Annotated in this window: 12 protein-coding genes and 1 pseudogene; 5 read left to right on the plus strand and 8 right to left on the minus strand. The window is 66.3% G+C overall.

What is annotated here, in order from left to right; genetic code table 11:
* Positions 1-179 precede the first annotated feature (179 nt).
* Complete coding sequence (locus ACFQS4_RS09345; RefSeq protein ID WP_497901250.1) at positions 180-1079, minus strand: PhzF family phenazine biosynthesis protein; 900 nt, start codon at positions 1077-1079, stop codon at positions 180-182.
* Between the two features lie 173 nt (positions 1080-1252).
* Positions 1253-2704, minus strand: a pseudogene (thiC, locus tag ACFQS4_RS09350) (phosphomethylpyrimidine synthase ThiC).
* Positions 2705-2798: 94 nt separating this feature from the next.
* On the opposite strand from thiC, the gene ACFQS4_RS09355 reads away from it, so the two are divergent.
* Positions 2799-3281 carry a universal stress protein gene (locus ACFQS4_RS09355; RefSeq protein ID WP_254155928.1) on the plus strand — a complete coding sequence of 161 codons (483 nt, stop codon included), beginning with the start codon at positions 2799-2801 and terminating at the stop codon, positions 3279-3281.
* A gap of 15 nt (positions 3282-3296) precedes the next feature.
* Here the strand turns inward: ACFQS4_RS09355 and ACFQS4_RS09360 are convergent, their stop codons facing one another.
* Positions 3297-4244: a biotin--[acetyl-CoA-carboxylase] ligase gene (locus ACFQS4_RS09360; protein ID WP_497901251.1), complete on the minus strand. Its 948-nt coding sequence runs from the start codon at positions 4242-4244 to the stop codon at positions 3297-3299.
* 307 nt (positions 4245-4551) lie between these two features.
* A complete protein-coding gene (locus ACFQS4_RS09365) occupies positions 4552-4716 on the minus strand; it encodes a hypothetical protein (RefSeq protein WP_497901252.1) in 165 nt (54 codons plus the stop codon).
* A 248-nt stretch (positions 4717-4964) separates the two neighbouring features.
* Between ACFQS4_RS09365 and ACFQS4_RS09370 the strand changes: the two genes are divergently transcribed.
* A complete protein-coding gene (locus tag ACFQS4_RS09370) occupies positions 4965-5255 on the plus strand; it encodes a hypothetical protein (protein ID WP_497901253.1) in 291 nt (96 codons plus the stop codon).
* Between the two features lie 85 nt (positions 5256-5340).
* Complete coding sequence (locus ACFQS4_RS09375) at positions 5341-6102, plus strand: peptidase M10A and M12B matrixin and adamalysin (RefSeq protein ID WP_497901254.1); 762 nt, start codon at positions 5341-5343, stop codon at positions 6100-6102.
* A gap of 74 nt (positions 6103-6176) precedes the next feature.
* Here the strand turns inward: ACFQS4_RS09375 and otsB are convergent, their stop codons facing one another.
* Both otsB and ACFQS4_RS09385 read right to left on the minus strand, forming a co-directional pair.
* The gene (otsB, locus tag ACFQS4_RS09380; protein WP_497901255.1) at positions 6177-6977 is read right to left on the minus strand and encodes a trehalose-phosphatase; all 801 of its coding nucleotides are present in this window, start codon (positions 6975-6977) and stop codon (positions 6177-6179) included.
* A 7-nt stretch (positions 6978-6984) separates the two neighbouring features.
* A complete protein-coding gene (locus ACFQS4_RS09385; RefSeq protein ID WP_500192993.1) occupies positions 6985-8661 on the minus strand; it encodes an alpha,alpha-trehalose-phosphate synthase (UDP-forming) in 1677 nt (558 codons plus the stop codon).
* A 224-nt stretch (positions 8662-8885) separates the two neighbouring features.
* Between ACFQS4_RS09385 and ACFQS4_RS09390 the strand changes: the two genes are divergently transcribed.
* Positions 8886-10046 carry an aminopeptidase P family protein gene (locus tag ACFQS4_RS09390; protein WP_497901257.1) on the plus strand — a complete coding sequence of 387 codons (1161 nt, stop codon included), beginning with the start codon at positions 8886-8888 and terminating at the stop codon, positions 10044-10046.
* 101 nt (positions 10047-10147) lie between these two features.
* Here ACFQS4_RS09390 and ACFQS4_RS09395 read toward each other — a convergent pair whose 3' ends face one another.
* Complete coding sequence (locus ACFQS4_RS09395) at positions 10148-11260, minus strand: glutamate-cysteine ligase family protein (protein WP_497901258.1); 1113 nt, start codon at positions 11258-11260, stop codon at positions 10148-10150.
* Positions 11261-11736: 476 nt separating this feature from the next.
* Positions 11737-12915, minus strand: a complete 1179-nt coding sequence (locus tag ACFQS4_RS09400) for a tRNA sulfurtransferase (RefSeq protein ID WP_497901259.1) — start codon at positions 12913-12915, stop codon at positions 11737-11739.
* Positions 12916-13054: 139 nt separating this feature from the next.
* Between ACFQS4_RS09400 and ACFQS4_RS09405 the strand changes: the two genes are divergently transcribed.
* Entirely contained in the window at positions 13055-15880 is a 2826-nt protein-coding gene (locus ACFQS4_RS09405; RefSeq protein WP_497901260.1) for a DEAD/DEAH box helicase, read from the plus strand.
* Positions 15881-15902: the final 22 nt, after the last annotated feature.

Here is a 15902-nt window from a genome sequence, read left to right on the forward strand (position 1 = left end):
CCACCGAACAGCGTCTTAGCTGACAGAAATCCCACTGATCAACTCGCCAGTTTATCGATCGGCTGATCCAGCGCAAATCACTCAGAACCATGAAGTCGTTCGCTGAATCTATCCTCTGTATTCAGCACGCGATTCGTATCAATCTCTAAGGGTTTCAACAGAGCCTCTCGAACCGACACTCAGGCCTCGAGTATGTCGTCCGCCTCCGCTTCGGGAACCTGTAACGAGCCGTCCAGGACTGTCACCGCCCGGCCGCCGACCTGCACCTGATCGTCGACGCGGACGCGAACGAGCCCCGGACGGTCGACGTAGTGGCCCTGCTCGAGACGCAGTTCCTCGGGGAAGTCGTCGAACGCACCGAAGTGCTCGAGGTAAGCGCCGCAGGCGCCGCTCGCGGTGCCGGTCACGGGATCCTCCGGGACGCCGGCCCCCGGGGCGAACGCTCGGCCGTGGAGGGTCGACTCGGCCTCGAGCGCGTCGAACGTGAACAGGTAGACGCCCGCAGCGTCGACCCGGTCGGCGAGCGCCGCCACGGCGTTCACGTCCGGGTCCGCCCCGCCCACGTCCGAGAGGTAGGTGATCGGGACCTGCAGAAACGGGAGGCCGGTCGAGGAGACCGCCAGCGGGAGGTCCGCGGCGACGCCCTCGAGCCCCGCCTGGTCGACGCCCAGCGCGTCGGCGACGTCCTCGTACTCGAGGTCGACCTCGCAAATCGTCGGGGCGTCCTGGGTCATCCAGACGGTGCCGTCGGCCTCGACGTCGATCTCGAGGACTCCCACGTTCGCCTCGAGGGTCGAGGTTCCGGGCTCAACGTCGCCGTGCTCGGCGAGCCAGGCGAAGCTGGCGATAGTCGCGTGCCCGCAGAGGTCGACCTCCTGGGTGGGGGTGAAGTAGTGGATTCGGCGGTCGGCGTCGTCGCTCTCGAGGAGGAACGCCGTCTCGCTGACGGCCATCTCGTTGGCGATGGCCTGCATCTGCGTCTCCGAGAGGTCGTTCGCGTCCGGGACGACGCCGGCGGGGTTTCCGGCTAGCGGTTCGTCGGTGAACGCGTCGACCTGCAGTATGCGTCTCGTCTCCATGCTGGCGGCGACGGCTGACAGCCAAATGAATCCACCGACGGACGGATCCAACGAAGAGGTGGACGTCATTGGTCGACCCTTCCGAAGAGGTGGACGCCATCGGTCGATGGCTCGATGGCGCTCGTGTCCGAAGGCGGTCGTATTCAGGGCGCTCATGTCCGAAAGCACGCACGTTAGCGCGAATCGGTGGTCGCGTCGACATTCGGATCGCGGTCTCTCTCGACGCTCGTCTCGTCGGTTACAACCTTACCCCCGTCGTGGACGCCAACTGGCGGCAGGTTGACTGAAGCGGCCGGCGAAGTCTCGAGATCCGTCCGTCCCGTCAGTCGACCCAGTTCTCCCTCCTCGCGGGTATCCTGGTCGATGCGCATCGAACAGAACTCGACACCGCACATCGAACAGAAGCGAGCCTCCTTGTAGTTGTCACCGGGGAGCGTCTGGTCGTGGAACGACCGGGCGCGCTCGGGGTCGAGGGCGAGGTCGAACTGGGTCGACCAGTCGAACGCGTACCGAGCCTCCGAGAGGGCGTCGTCCCAGTCTCGAGCCCCGGGGCGGCCGTTCGCGACGTCGGCGGCGTGGGCGGCGATCCGGTAGGCCGCGAGTCCGTCTCGAACATCGTCCTTCTCTGGCAGCCCGAGGTGTTCTTTGGGCGTGACGTAACAGAGCATCGCGGCCCCGGCTCTGGCCGCCATAGCCGCCCCGATGGCGCTCGTGATGTGGTCGTATCCCGGCGCGACGTCGGTGACCAGCGGCCCGAGGACGTAAAACGGCGCGCCATCGCAGACGTCCTGCTGACGCTCGACGTTTTCGGCGATTCGGTCCATCGGGACGTGGCCGGGCCCCTCGACCATAACCTGGACGCCCTGATCCCAGGCCCGCCGCGTCAGGTGTCCCAGCGTGTCGAGCTCGGCGTACTGCGCCTCATCGCAGGCGTCGGCCAGCGATCCCGGGCGGAGGCTGTCTCCGAGGCTGAACGTCACGTCGTACTCCTCAAAGATGGCACAGATGTCGTCGTAGACCTGATAGAGCGGATTCTGTTCCCCGTGGGCTTCCATCCACTTCGCGAGGATCGAGCCTCCTCGCGAGACGATTCCGGTCGTTCGCCCCTCCGTCAGCGGCAGGTGCTCGAGGAGGATTCCCGCGTGAATCGTCATGTAATCGACGCCCTGTCGAGCCTACTTTTCGATCACCTCGAGCAGCAGCTCGGTCGTCAGGTCTTCGGGCGAACCGGCGCGTTTGACCGCTTCGTACACGGGAACCGTCCCGATTGGGACGGGCGATTGCTCGACGTTGGCCGTTCGAATCCGATCGAGGTCGCTTCCCGTGCCGAGATCCATGACGGTATCGGCGCCGTAGTGCACTGCCGTGTGAAGCTTCTCGAGTTCGGTCTCGACGTCGCTCGTCGTCTCGCTGTTACCGATGTTGGCGTTGACCTTGGTCGCGAACGAGCGGCCGATGATCATCGGATCGAGCGCGTCGTGACCGACGTTCGCTGGGATAACGGCGCGTCCGTCGGCGACTGCCTTCCGAACGGTTTCCGGGTCGCGTTGTTCTCGCTCTGCGACTCGTGCCATCGCGTCGGTGACCGTCCCCGATCGGGCAGCCTGTAGTTGCGTCTCTGCCATCGACAACTTAGTGGTACCACTAGATTATAATTCTTCACATCCCAATCTACAGCAACGTACTTATCTGTCGGGCGAGTATGTACCACGATAACACATGTACGAGTGTATCCTCGTCCCGACCGACGGCTCGGTCGAGGGCGAGCGTGCAGTCGAGTACGCCATCGACCTCGCCCGGCTCCACGACGCGACGGTGCGCGCGATCTACGTGGTCAACGCGGCGAACTATGGCGGGCTGCCGATGGAGACCGCGTGGGACGGGATCACCGACGCACTCCGGGAGGAGGGGGAAGCGGCCGTCGAGCGCGTCGTCGAACTCGCACCCGACGACGTAACTGTCGAGACGCAGGTGCTCGAGGGCTCGCCCAGCCGGGTGATCGTCGCCGAGGCCCAACCCGAGAAGTGCGACCTCGTCGTCATGGGGACCCACGGACGCGGCGGCATCGACCGCCTCCTCCTGGGAAGCGTCACCGAACGCGTCGTCAGACGGGCTGGCGTCCCGGTCCTGACCGTTCGCGTCGACGGCGACCGCGACGACGAACTCGAGGGCGTACAGAACGCCCAGGCGACCGTCGAGTAGCCCGTTCGACGCCGATCACTCGACCGGGCGAAGGTGCTCGCAGTCGCCTGCCGTCACCGTCCGATCGCCCTCGTCGGTCGCAACCGTGAGCGCGCCGTGCTCGTCGACGTCGACGGCTCGACCGACGAGTTCGGTTCCGGCGACTTCGACCCGAACGCGCTGGCCGGGCGTCGCCGCGAGCTCGCGCCAGGCGGGGATCACCGCGTCCAGATCCGACCGGTACTCGTCGAAGGTCTCGAGCACTCGCTGGACGAAACGACGTCGATCGACGGCCCCCGCCTCGTCGCTGATGCTCGTCGCCCCCTCGGGCAGGTCGGCGACCTCGAGGTTGGCGTTGACGCCGATGCCGACGACGAGCCACGCGACGCGGTCTGTCTCGCCCTCCATCTCCGTCAGAATACCGGCTAGCTTGCGGTAATCGCCCCCGTCGCCGACCGGCACGATCACGTCGTTGGGCCACTTGATCGCCGCGTCGACGCCCGCCTCTCGAGCGGCCCGGGCCGTAGCGACCGCGGCTGCGAGGGTGTAGAGGGGCGCGCGAGCGGGCGGGATCTCTGGTCGACAGACGATACTGAGCCAGACGCCGCCCGCGGGGGCGTCCCAGGCGCGCTCGAGGCGGCCACGTCCCTCAGTCTGCTGATCGGCCACCACGACGACATTGGTCTCGCCGCGTCCCGCGAGTTCCCGTGCGCGATCGTTCGTGCTGGTGAGCGTCTCGTGATACTCGACCGCGAACGGTGCCTCGAGACCATACTCGATCGCCGGCCCGGAGTAGGCGTCGATCGAATCGCCGGCCAGGACGTAGCCCGATCCGGTGCTCTCGACGTCGAAGCCGGCGTCCCGGAGGGCCTCGACGTGTTTCCAGACGGCCGCGCGCGAGCACTCGAGGTCGGCGGCGAGGTCCGGCCCCGACACGGGGCCATCAGCCAGCGCCTCGAGGACGGCGCGTCGCGTGTCGTTCATGCGTGTGAGGCGGTTCGCGGGATACTTAATCGAGGTGGTCGCGGTTGGCGGCGGTTTGGTCGTGACGGTTCGTCCGGACGAGCGTAAAGGAGGATCAATAGGGAGTCTCGGAGGAGTTCACAGGTTCCTCACGGAGAACCGAAACACGTCACTGAAGAGTGGGTCTCGAGCGGTCCAGTTGACTACGAAAATCCCCTTGGACTCGCCTACACCATCGCGAGCACGGTTCCGCTGAGATACGTTCCCATGGCGACACCGATACCGGCCCCGAGCCCGGAGAGTGCGGCTGATCGCCACGACAGGTTCGTCACCCTGTAGAGGAACGCAGCGGCGGGAATCGAACAGAGCCCTGCAGCGAGCGGATCGGCAGGATGCCGAACAACCCCATCTCGAGAGCGACGACGAGGAGACCGATTCCGAGGAGGAATGCAGCGATGCGCCCCCACTGATACGTCGCTCGCTGCGCATCCATTGTATTTACTTCCGATATCCGAACACATATCTATTGTGATCGGTCGTGCCCCGCTCGTGAACGCCCGAGGATGCTCGTGGACCCGAGATTAGCTCGACGACTGATAGAATCGAATTCGCTAATTCGCCGATTCGCCACCGCCTGAAACCAGACACCGTCGAGACCAGTCTCCCATCGAGACTGATAAACGAACCGTATATTCACCCGTAACTGAATACGGCTGGTATCCCACTCTCGAGTCGACCACGATGGGAGGCGAGCGCGACGGGAACGATGACGTCGGCGGCGGTCGGTTCGGAACCGTGTACCTGGGATCGGACGGACGATTTTACACCAGCTGGGACGTCCTCGAGAAGCACCGCTCGGGCACGTGGGAGCCCTGTCTCCGCCACCGATCCGGTCGACGACTGGTCGCCGACGGTGACGCGCTCCTGTCGTTGACGCCGGTCGCCGCCAGCGACCTGCCCGACTGGCTCGAGATCAGGGTGGCGACGGGCCAGCGACGGGTGAAGACGCGAGCGATCGATACGCGACAGTGACAGTGGCAGCGGGATGTCGCGGGCGAGTGAACCTGCGCCGGTGTCACACACTTAATGGATGGCGATGTGAATACCAAGTTTCTAGATGGTTTCGTTCAACGCTCCGAGCGTGAAGCGTCGGTCGTTTCTCGCCGGGGTCGGATCACTGGGCACGCTGGGAACGCTCAGGTACGCCACGCGCGAGCCGGCGACCGAGATCGAGGTGCGGTTCTGGCTGACCGAGCAGGCCTCGACGTACGACATCGCCGACCTGCTCGCGGCCCACATCGAGGCCGCGCTCGAGTACGAGTTCTGGGACGTCGACGTCTCCTTCGGTGGCGTCGTTCCCGTCGATTCCGAGGACGGGGCCCGACCCGTCCGGTCGGGCCGGTGGCCCATGGCCGTCGGATCGGGGGCGACGGGGATCGGTTCGATCGACGCCGCGAAGGACGTCAACCTGCTGGTCACCGACGGGCCGATGCACACGTCACCGACAGGGTACGCGATTCCACACGTTGCCTCGGTCGGCGGGGCGCGTCACATCGCCGAACTCGAGCCACCGGATCAGGAGGCGGACGAACTCCCGTACTCGCGACCCAACCTCACCATCCAGGTCGTGATTCACGAGGTCGGCCACACGCTCGGGCTTCGCCACGAGCACGGGCGGACGTACGTCGCCAACCAAGCGACCGTGTCGACGCCGATGATGAGCGCCTACGCGTGGGATTCGTCGTTCGACTCCGCGGAGTCTCGGTGTGGTCAGGAGTACACCCCCCCGCCACACCCGGACCGAAAGCTCACTCACCGATTTTCGCTCTGTGCGGAGTCGACGTTACGCGAATACAAGGGTGGCGTTAATCTGCGGTAGTTACTGGGCGTCGATTGCCGAGTGTCCCTTAGACGCCGACTTCTGAGTGTCCGTAGAACAGCTATCTCCAGCCCTCACTCGAACCGCCCAGCCGTCGCGTCGACGAGCCAGTCCAGGAGGTGTGCTACGGCTCGAGGCGATCGAACCTGACACGAGGCGGCCGTCTCCGTCGCTCGTCCGACGGCCACCCCTAGCCCATTCGGGCCGAGGCGACGAAAGACCGTCTCGTCGGTCACGTCGTCGCCGACGTACAGGACGAACGGATCCCGCGCTCGCTTCGACCGAAGCAAGGAGACAGCGTCGCCTTTCGTCCAGGGAACGCGCGGGCCGAACTCGAGGATGGCCTTGCCGTGACTGCACTCCAGGTCGCCGTCTCCGACCCGGTCGACGACCGCTCGCGTCTCCTGTTCGACGACCGGGACCATCTCCCGCGATACGTGGCGGACGTGGACCGTTCCCGTGAGTCGTTTGTTCTCGACGCGACAGCCGGAGACGCCCTGGAGGCGGTCTTCGAGGACGTCACAGCACCGCTCGACCAGCCGGGATCGCTTCCGTGCGACGGGGTGGACGGCGACCGAGTCGTCCCGCGCGAGTTCGAGGCCGTGATTCCCGCCGTAGACCGACGGTCCGTCGACGCGCCGGGAGACGTCGGCGAGCGCGCGCCCGCTGACGATTGCTGTCGTCACGTCCTCGTGGGAGTCGAGGCGCTCGATGGCGCGTTCGGCCGCCGGAAGCGGTCGCGCCCGCTCGGGGTCGTCGACGATGGGGGCGAGCGTGCCGTCGAAGTCGAAACACGCCAGCAGTTCGTCGTGGCGATCGAGTCCGGTCGCGAGGCGTTCCTGCAGGTCTCGGGTCGTTCGTTGCTGAAGGGACATCGGGGACTCAGAGGGATCGTGACACGTCGTTCACTCGTCGGTCGGTTGCTGGAAATCGGGCTGCCTCGATGTGGGCGAACTGCTCGCTCATCCACCACTCGAGGTCGTGTTCGAAGACGTAGTTCCGCAGGGCGGCCATTCGGGTCGTGCGCTCGCTTTTCGGGGCTCCGAGCGCGTCGGCGATCGTTCGCGCGAACCGATCGACATCCGCTGGGTCGATCGTGAACGACGGATAGCCGAGTGCGTCGGCCGCTCCCGCGTGCTCGCTGAGAACGAGGGCGCCATCACCGTCGGTCGATGACGCGACGTACTCCTGGGCGACGAGATTCATGCCGTCGCGGACCGAACTGACGACGAGGAGGTCGGCCTCCCGATAGAGCGTGGTCAGGTCGGCGCGGTCGAGGAAGTCCTCCGTGTAGATGATCGGCTGCCAGTCGTCCGTACCGAAGCGCTCGTTGATCCGGTCGACGGTCGATCGAACTTGCCGTCCGAGTCGATCGTAACTCGGAATCTCCGTCCGACTCGGCGTCGCCTTCTGGAGGAACGTGAACGACTCGCGCCATTCGGGGTAGCCTTCGAAGAGACGCTCGAGGGCGGCCAGTCGCTCCGGGATTCCTTTGGTGTAGTCGAGTCGGTCGACGCCCAGGCCGACCGCACAGTCGTCGGGGATGGCGTACCGTTCGCGCAGGGAATCCCACCTGTCGTCTCCGATCTCTCGGGCCCGTTCCTCGTAGCTGCTCGCGTCGACGCCCATCGGCGTCGCGACGATTTGCGTCTCGTGGCCGTCGTACTGGACCGTACGTTCGCGGTAATCGACCGTCGCAGACGGGAGCGTCTCCTCGACGCACTCGAGGAAAGCCGTCCCGTAGCGCTCGACGTGGAAGCCGAACACGTCGGATCCGAGCAGCCCGACGAGGAGTTCGCGGGCGTTGGGACAGGCGGCGAACGACGACGGGTCCGGCCACGGAATGTGCCAGAACTGAGCGACCGTCGCACCCGCTGGTGCCTTCGCCTGGATCATCGACGGCGCGAGCCCGAGGTGGTAATCCTGGAGCCAGATCACGGACTCGTCGGTGGCCTCTTCGAGGACGGCGTCGGCGAACTGCCGGTTGACGTGACGATACCACTCGAGGTCGGTCGGTCGATACTCGAGCAGTTCGGTCATCCCGTGACAGAGCGGCCAGAGGACGCGGTTGCTGTAGCCCGTGTAGTAGCCCTCGACGGCCTCGTCCGAGAGCCAGACCCGCCGCAGCGTGTACTGATCATCGCTTCCGGGTGGGACGTCGACGCGGTCGTTTTCGTCGGTGACCGCGCGGTCGGCGCTGCCGTCGCCCCACGCGATCCAGGTGCCGCCAGTCGCTCGCATCACGGGGTCGAGTCCGGCGGTCAGGCCGCCGGTCGGTTCGTCGACGGTGACGTCACGCTCGCTCGAGTCGGTTTCGTTCCCGGCTCCGTCGCCGTTGCCGTTCTCGTCGCTATCGCCGTTCCCGGCTCCGTCGCCGTCGTCCCCGCGCGAGCTACCGTCGGCCCACTCGTGACGATACGGCTGCCGGTTCGAGACGACGAGTAGCGATTCCGGGGCGTCGAAATCGGCGCCACCGTCGGTCACGAGCCGTCTACCGTCGTCCCGTAAATCGTTCCCATGATTCGACTCCGCCACCGCTACTCGCTCCGTAGATCGCATCTATGAAATTTCCTCGTTTGCCCTACTGTTTCGTTCGCGGCCTGCAGTCACAGGCCATTGATATACACCACCCTAACCGGCTCGCTGCAGGGACATTCACGGGCGCTCGAGGGTGACGGCGACCGGGCGATCAAACCGTGAACCAGCGACTTGCGATCAGCGACCAGCGACCGACGACCGGCGCCTCGAGCAACGCTCAAGGGGCTCCCCCTGAATCGTCAGCCATGAACGAGCCGTTCGCCGAACGAGTACGGCAGTGCCAGCGAGGACTCACCGACCGTGGTGGCGCCGCACTGATCGCCTCGCCTGGGCCGGCACTCACCTACCTGACGGGCCTCGAGGAATCGCCGTCCGAACGCCACTTCCTGGCAGCCGTTCCCCGCGACGGGCCGCCGGTCGTGGTCGCGCCCGCGATGTACGAGGCGGATCTCGAGGCCGCGCCCATCGACCACGTCATGCTCTGGGACGACGGCGACGACCCCGTCGATGCGCTCTCGAGCGCGTTCGAAACCGCCGGTCTCGAGCCGGGATTCGGGGCCGGCGAGACGATTCTGCTCGACGACCGCCTCTGGACGACCTTCGCCCAGGACGTTCGCGGTCTGTTTCCCGACGCGACGTACGGCCTCGCGAGCGATGTGCTCGAGTCCCTTCGCCTGCGAAAGGATCGAACTGAACGGGCGACTCTCCGACGAGCAGGGGCCCTCGCCGACCGCGTCTCCACGACGCTCCGCGAGCGCGGCGAGGCGGTCGTCGGGCTGACCGAACGGGAACTCGCCGAGGAGATCGATCGATTGCTCGAGGCCGAGGGTGGTCGCGGCACCGCGTTCGACACCATCGTCGCCGCGGGCGAGAACGGGGCGCGCCCGCACCACCAGCCCGACGACCGCCCCATCGAAGCCAGCGATCCGGTCGTCCTCGACTTCGGCGCGTTCGTCGACGCGGACCTCGAGTCGGGGCAAGCCCGCTATCCTGGCGACCAGACCAGGACGATGGTCTTCGCCGGCGACCCGCCCGAGGGGTATCGGGAGGTACACGAGACCGTCGCCCGCGCCCAGCGGGCGGCCGTCGAGCACGTCGAACCCGGCGTCACGGCCGAGTCGGTCGACGCCGTCGCCCGCGAGATTATCGCCGACGCAGGCTACGGCGACGCCTTCGTTCACCGCACCGGCCACGGCGTCGGCCTCGAGGTCCACGAACCGCCCTACATCGTCGAGGGCAACGACCAGGCCCTCGAGCCGGGCATGGTCTTCAGCGTCGAGCCGGGAATCTACCTCGAGGGTGAGTTCGGGGTCCGACTCGAGGACCTTGTGATGGTCACCGAAGACGACTGCGAGCGGTTGAATACGACGCCGCTGGACTGGACGTGCGAAGGGACTCGCCGGTAGCGGAGTTGGCCTCGTCGAGCTGGATGCTGTTGTGTACCCTGGAAACGGTGGCGGAATGAGAACCACTGTGGTCCTGGGCCGTCAGAAGAGTGAACCCTGGTTCAGACTGGCTGGAGAACCGAAGGCTGTGCTGGTGATTGCTCGGAGGCGAGTGCGTCGACTTCCCGTTCGAGCCGGTGGGCGTACCGAAGTCGAAGTTGCCGTGCTTGCGCCCGAGACAGCCGAGGGCTGTCCTCGAACTCCGTCGAGAGCGGACGATAGGCGGAGGGGTCGAATCCCATCGTCTCGAGGTATCGCTCGACAGCAGGCGCCTCGAGCCCGTAATCGATGGCGTCGCTCACGTGCTGTTTCACTCGATCGAACTCGGGAATCGACACTGTCGACCCCGTAACGTCGCCCCGTCCACCGATCTCCACGCGTCTACGCTCGACGAGACTCAAGATGTCTCGAACGTCTTCGGCGAGTTGCAGGACCTGTCCAGGGAGTGCGACGTCCGGGGCCCGCCATTCGATCGTGTCGAATTCGTCGCGCAACCGAACCGGTGCCCAGATCGTATCCTCTGGCGTAAAGTGCTCGTCGAACGTCTCCTGGTCGAAGCCTTCGGCAACTGCCTGTTGGCGAAAGTCGTCGAACGTGGCGTCGATCCGGTCGTTCCACTCGTCTACGTCCTCTGCGTAGGGCCACAATCGGCCGAGCCGGGGATGGTCGCCGTAACACGTCCGCCGGTAGACGTGGGGGCGCGCACAGGCAGCCACGTTCTCTCCCTGGTGGTACGTGGAACTCCCAGCGAGCGCAAACGCCGGGTCCAGTGCGGTCAGGAGGTTCAACTGGTCGGCTTCGGCTCCCTCGATCTGATCGACGTGCAGGTGGGTGCCGGCACAGTAGGTGGCCTTTTCGAACGCTTCGCCGAGCACCTGACGCTGAATCCGCGTTCGAGGCGTATCGCTCGTGCCGAGAGAACCGGCGTTGAGCGGCGTACTGAGCGGGACGAGGTGACGTCCCTCTTCTCGCCCGACGTCGATCGCTTCCTGGAGTCTGGACGCGACCTCCTCCCGGAGTTCGGGGATGCCATCGCACGGATCGGTGACGACCTCGAGCATGGGGTCTGCGCTCTCGGCGTGAAGGTCGTCGATGCGGTCGAGCACCGGTGTTGCAGGTGCGAGTGCACCCGTATCGTCAACGGTCCAGTATTCGAGTTCGAGACTGAGTTGCATGGTGTTGGTGAGCTACTGCACGCTGAGTGGTTTCACATCACAGCGACGGCGGCACGGGATCGACCCCGGATATGGGGTCAGTCGTCGTTCGACCGTACAGAAACCAACCGAGTGAGCGGGAAGACCCCTCTCCCAAAGTGATTTGGGCAGCTGTGATACCGTCGTGAATACAGATACTTGGCGACTCGAACCTCAGGCCAGCTATCGGTCGTACGCGGTGCCACCGGCTATAGAGGGGAGTTCGAACAAATCTGTGTGTTACCTATCCTCTCTGACCAGGAGAACTGCAACGGCGTTCGAAATCGTTCCGTAGTCCAAATCGACAGTGACGCGGGTATTCTCTCAGCGGTTGCCAGGCGGGAATGCGCAATCTCGAGCCGGCGACGATCTGCTCCACGCTGACGCGCGTGGATACTCGAGCGTGTGGATACCGTTTACCGCCGACGAGCGTTCGAGCGCCAGAGCCCACTCACAACTCACAACTCGATCCGCTCGGCGCTCGCCGCCGCCGCTTCAGCACGTTCGAACAGGTCGTCTGGCTCGACCTCGAGCAACCGGTCGAGACGGGCGTTGGTCTCGGCGCGGTTCGGCGCGATCCGGTTACAGCCGGCGTTGATCGTCGAGTCGCGGTAGGTCCCGATCTCGCGGGCCTGCGCGACGATCTCCTGTTTGTCTCGCGTGAGAAGGGGCCGGTGGATCGGCAGTCGCGTCGCACGACTCGTGACGGCGACGTTCTGGGCCGTCTGGCTCGACTTCTGCCCGATAGCTTCGCCCGTGACGATTCCGCTCGCGTCGTGTTGTTCGGCAATCTGCTCCGCGATCCGGTAGAAGAATCGCCGCAGGGAGAGCATCCGCCCCTCCTCCATCGTCTCCGCGAGCAGGGAGACGGTCTCGCCGCCGGGCACGCGATAGACGCTCAGGTCGACGTTCGGCGCGTACCGCGAGAGCGATCGGACGGTCTCGATGGCCCGGGCCTCGTGGTCCGGGCCGCCGTAGTCACCGAGCGCGACGTAGACCGGGATCACCGGCGAGCCCCGGCGCATCATCTCGTAGGCCGCGACGGGGGAGTCGATGCCGCCGCTGACGAGCGCCACCATCGGCGCCTGCGATCGGAGGGGAAGTCCGCCTGGCCCCTCGAGACGGTCGAGGTAGACGTAGGCCGCCTCGTCGCGAACCTCGACGCCGAAGGTCAGGTCGGGCTCCTCGAGGTCGACCTCGGGATCGAACTCGTCCTCGACGGCCTCCCAGATGGCGGTCCCGCCCTGCCGGGCGACGTCCTCGCTCGTGAACGGGAGTCGCTTGTCGGCGCGGGTGGCGTCGACGGCGAAACTGCCGCCGTCGTAGCGGGCGTGGGCGGTCTTGGCGAGTGCGTCGCAAATCGTCTCGAGGTCGGCCTCGACCACGATTGCGGGGCTGGTCGAGACCACGCCGAAGACGTCGGCGGCGGCAGCGGCCGCGGCCTCCACGGCGTCCTCGGTGGTGTGGATCAGCGGGCGGTTCCAGTTGCCCTCCACGTCGCCGGCCACCGAGCGGTCCGCGAGGACGGCCTCGAGGTTCTCGAGCAGGAAGTCGAGCATGTACCGCTTGACGGTGTTGCTCTTCGTGTTGAGGTCCCCGTGTCGGACGAGGACGGTGTCGGCGCCGGGCGGGTGCATGGAGAGAGATAGATGGGCCGACGTATAAGGGGATTACGAGCGACGAAGCCGCGGTACCGGCGGGCGAGACGCTCGAGAACACGGCGCACATCGGGTCGGTAACACGGCTTTTATCCTCACTCGGCCCCTGCTAGAATCGATGACAGACGGGGACGTCGCCGCCTTCACTCACCTCGGCTCGAGCGTCCGGGAGGCCCTCTCCGAACGCGGGTTCGCGACGCCGACGGCGCCGCAGCGACTCGCGATTCCGCCGCTGGCCGCCGGCGAGCACACGCTCGTGATCGCCCCCACGGGGAGTGGCAAGACCGAGACGGCGATGCTTCCCGTCTTCGACGACCTCGTGGCCGACCCGCCCGACGGGTTCGGCGCACTCTACGTCACCCCGCTGCGGGCGCTCAACCGTGACATGCGCGAGCGCCTCGAGTGGTGGGGCGAGTACCTCGGCCTCGAGGTTGACGTCCGTCACGGCGACACCACCCAGTACCAGCGCGGCAAGCAGGCCGAGAATCCGCCCGACGTGCTCGTGACGACTCCCGAGCCGCTCCAGGCGATGCTCACCGGCGAGCGCCTCCGGGAGGGGCTCGAGGACGTCTCCCACGTCGTGATCGACGAGGTTCACGAACTCGCCGCCTCCAAGCGGGGCGCCCAGCTAGCGGTAGGGCTCGAGCGACTCCGCGAACTCTCGGGCTCGTTCCAGCGAATCGGGCTCTCCGCGACCGTCGGCGACCCCGACTCGGTGGGCCAGTTTCTCACGGGCGGCCGACCGTGTACGATTCGCGAAATCGACGTCGGGAGCCGGATCGACGTGCGGGTTCGCCAGCCCGAGATCACGGACGAGGATCAGCGACTCGCGGGCGAACTCGCCACCGACGCGACGACGGCCAGCCACGTCCGATTCATCCGAGACCTCGTTGCCGAAAACGAGTCCACGCTCATCTTCGTCAACACTCGCCAGACGGCCGAGGCGCTCGGCTCGCGGTTCACCCGCCTCGACCTGCCGATCGGGGTCCACCACGGATCGCTCTCGAAAGAGGCCCGCATCGACGTCGAGGACCGGTTCAAGGCCGGCGACCTCGACGCGTTGCTGTGTACCTCCTCGATGGAACTCGGGATCGACGTGGGCCGGATCGACCACGTGATCCAGTACCAGAGCCCGCGCCAGGTCTCGCGACTGCTTCAGCGGATCGGCCGCGCGGGCCACCGCCGCGACCAGGTCTCACGGGGGACCATCGTCACGACCCGCCCGGACGACACGCTCGAGGCGCTGGCCATCGCCCGGCGGGCGAGCGCGGGCGAGGTCGAACCGGCCGAGATCCACGACGGGAGCCTCGACGTGGTCGCCAACCAGATTCCGGGGATCGTCCAGTCGACCGGCTCGCGCCACATTTCGGAAATCCGTGACCTGTTCGCCCGCGCCTATCCGTTCCGCGACCTCGAGGAATCGGCCCTGCGGAGCGTCCTCTCGGAGCTTCACCGGAATCGCATCGTCTGGTTCGACGAGAGCAGCGAGCGAGTCGAGACCACCGGCGGCACCTGGCAGTACGTCTACGCCAACCTCTCGATGATCCCCGACGAGGCGACCTACGAGGTCCACGACATCGCCTCGAGCGGCCAGATCGGCACTCTCGACGAGCGATTCGTCACGACCTTCGGTCAGCCGGGGGCCGTCTTCATCCAGCGCGGGGAGATGTGGCGGATCGTTGAAATCGACGACGACGAGGAGCGAGTACGGGTCACCCCCATCGAAGATCCAGCAGGCGAGGTCCCGTCCTGGATTGGCCAGGAGATTCCCGTCCCCGAACCGGTCGCCCAGGAGGTCGGCGAAATTCGCGGTACCGTCGGCGCCCAACTCGAGACCGGCGCCGAGGACGACGCCGTCGCTCGCGACCTCGGCGGGCGCTACCCGGGCGACGATACGACGCTCCTTGGGGCCGTCTCCGGGCTTCGAAAACAGCTCGAGGGCGAGGCACCGATGCCGACTCACGACCGCATCGTGCTCGAGCGCCAGGGGCGGACGGTCGTCCTCAACGCCTGCTTCGGCCACCGGACGAACGAAACCCTCGGTCGCGTGCTCTCGGCCCTGCTCGGCCAGCAGTCCGGGTCGTCGATTGGCCTCGACACCGATCCCTACCGGATCGAACTCGAGGTGCCGACCGACGTGGCGACGAGCGACGTCGTGGCCGTCCTGACCGAGACGGACCCCGACCACGTCGGCACCATCGTCGAGCTGGGATTGAAGGGATCGGACGCCCTCGCCTACCGCCTCTCGCAGGTCTCGGCGAAGTTCGGCGCGCTCAAGCGCTGGCAGGGCTCCGGCCGCATGTCGAACGAGCGGTTGCTCAAGGCGCTCGAGGACACGCCGATGTACGCCGAGTCGATCCGCGAGGTGTTCCACGAGGACCTCGACGTGACGGGCGCGAGCCGCGTCCTCTCGCGGCTCCAGTCCGGCGAGATATCGCTCGAGACGGTTCGCGGCCGGACGGCCATCGGGAGCGCGGGCCGCTCCGGTGGCAAGGAACTGCTGGTACCCGAGAACGCCGATGCGAGCGTCATCCAGACCGTCAAGGAGCGCCTGCAAGACGACCGGGTGACCCTGCTGTGCACCCACTGTCGGGAGTGGTACTCGCGGACGAAAGTGAAGCGGGTCGCTGAGCAACCCGAGTGTCCGAATTGCGGTTCGACGCGTGTGGCGGCACTGAGTCCGTGGGCCGACGAGGTCCTCCAGGCCGTCCAGGCTGACTCGAAGGACGAGGAACAGGAGGAGCTGACCCGTCGCGCGGTTAAAAATGCGAATCTGGTCCAGAGTCACGGCAAGCGGGCCGTCGTCGCCATGTCCGCCCGCGGGGTCGGCCCGCACAACGCCGCCCAGATCATCAGTCGCTTACGCGAGAACGAGGCCGACTTCTACCGAGACATCCTCGAGAAGGAGCGCCAGTACGCCCGGACGAAGGCGTTCTGGGATTGACTGAGACTGAGCATGGGGCCAG

The sequence above is a fragment of the Saliphagus sp. GCM10025317 genome (assembly GCF_042663665.1).
In the GTDB taxonomy this organism is placed as follows: Archaea; Halobacteriota; Halobacteria; order Halobacteriales; family Natrialbaceae; genus Natronosalvus.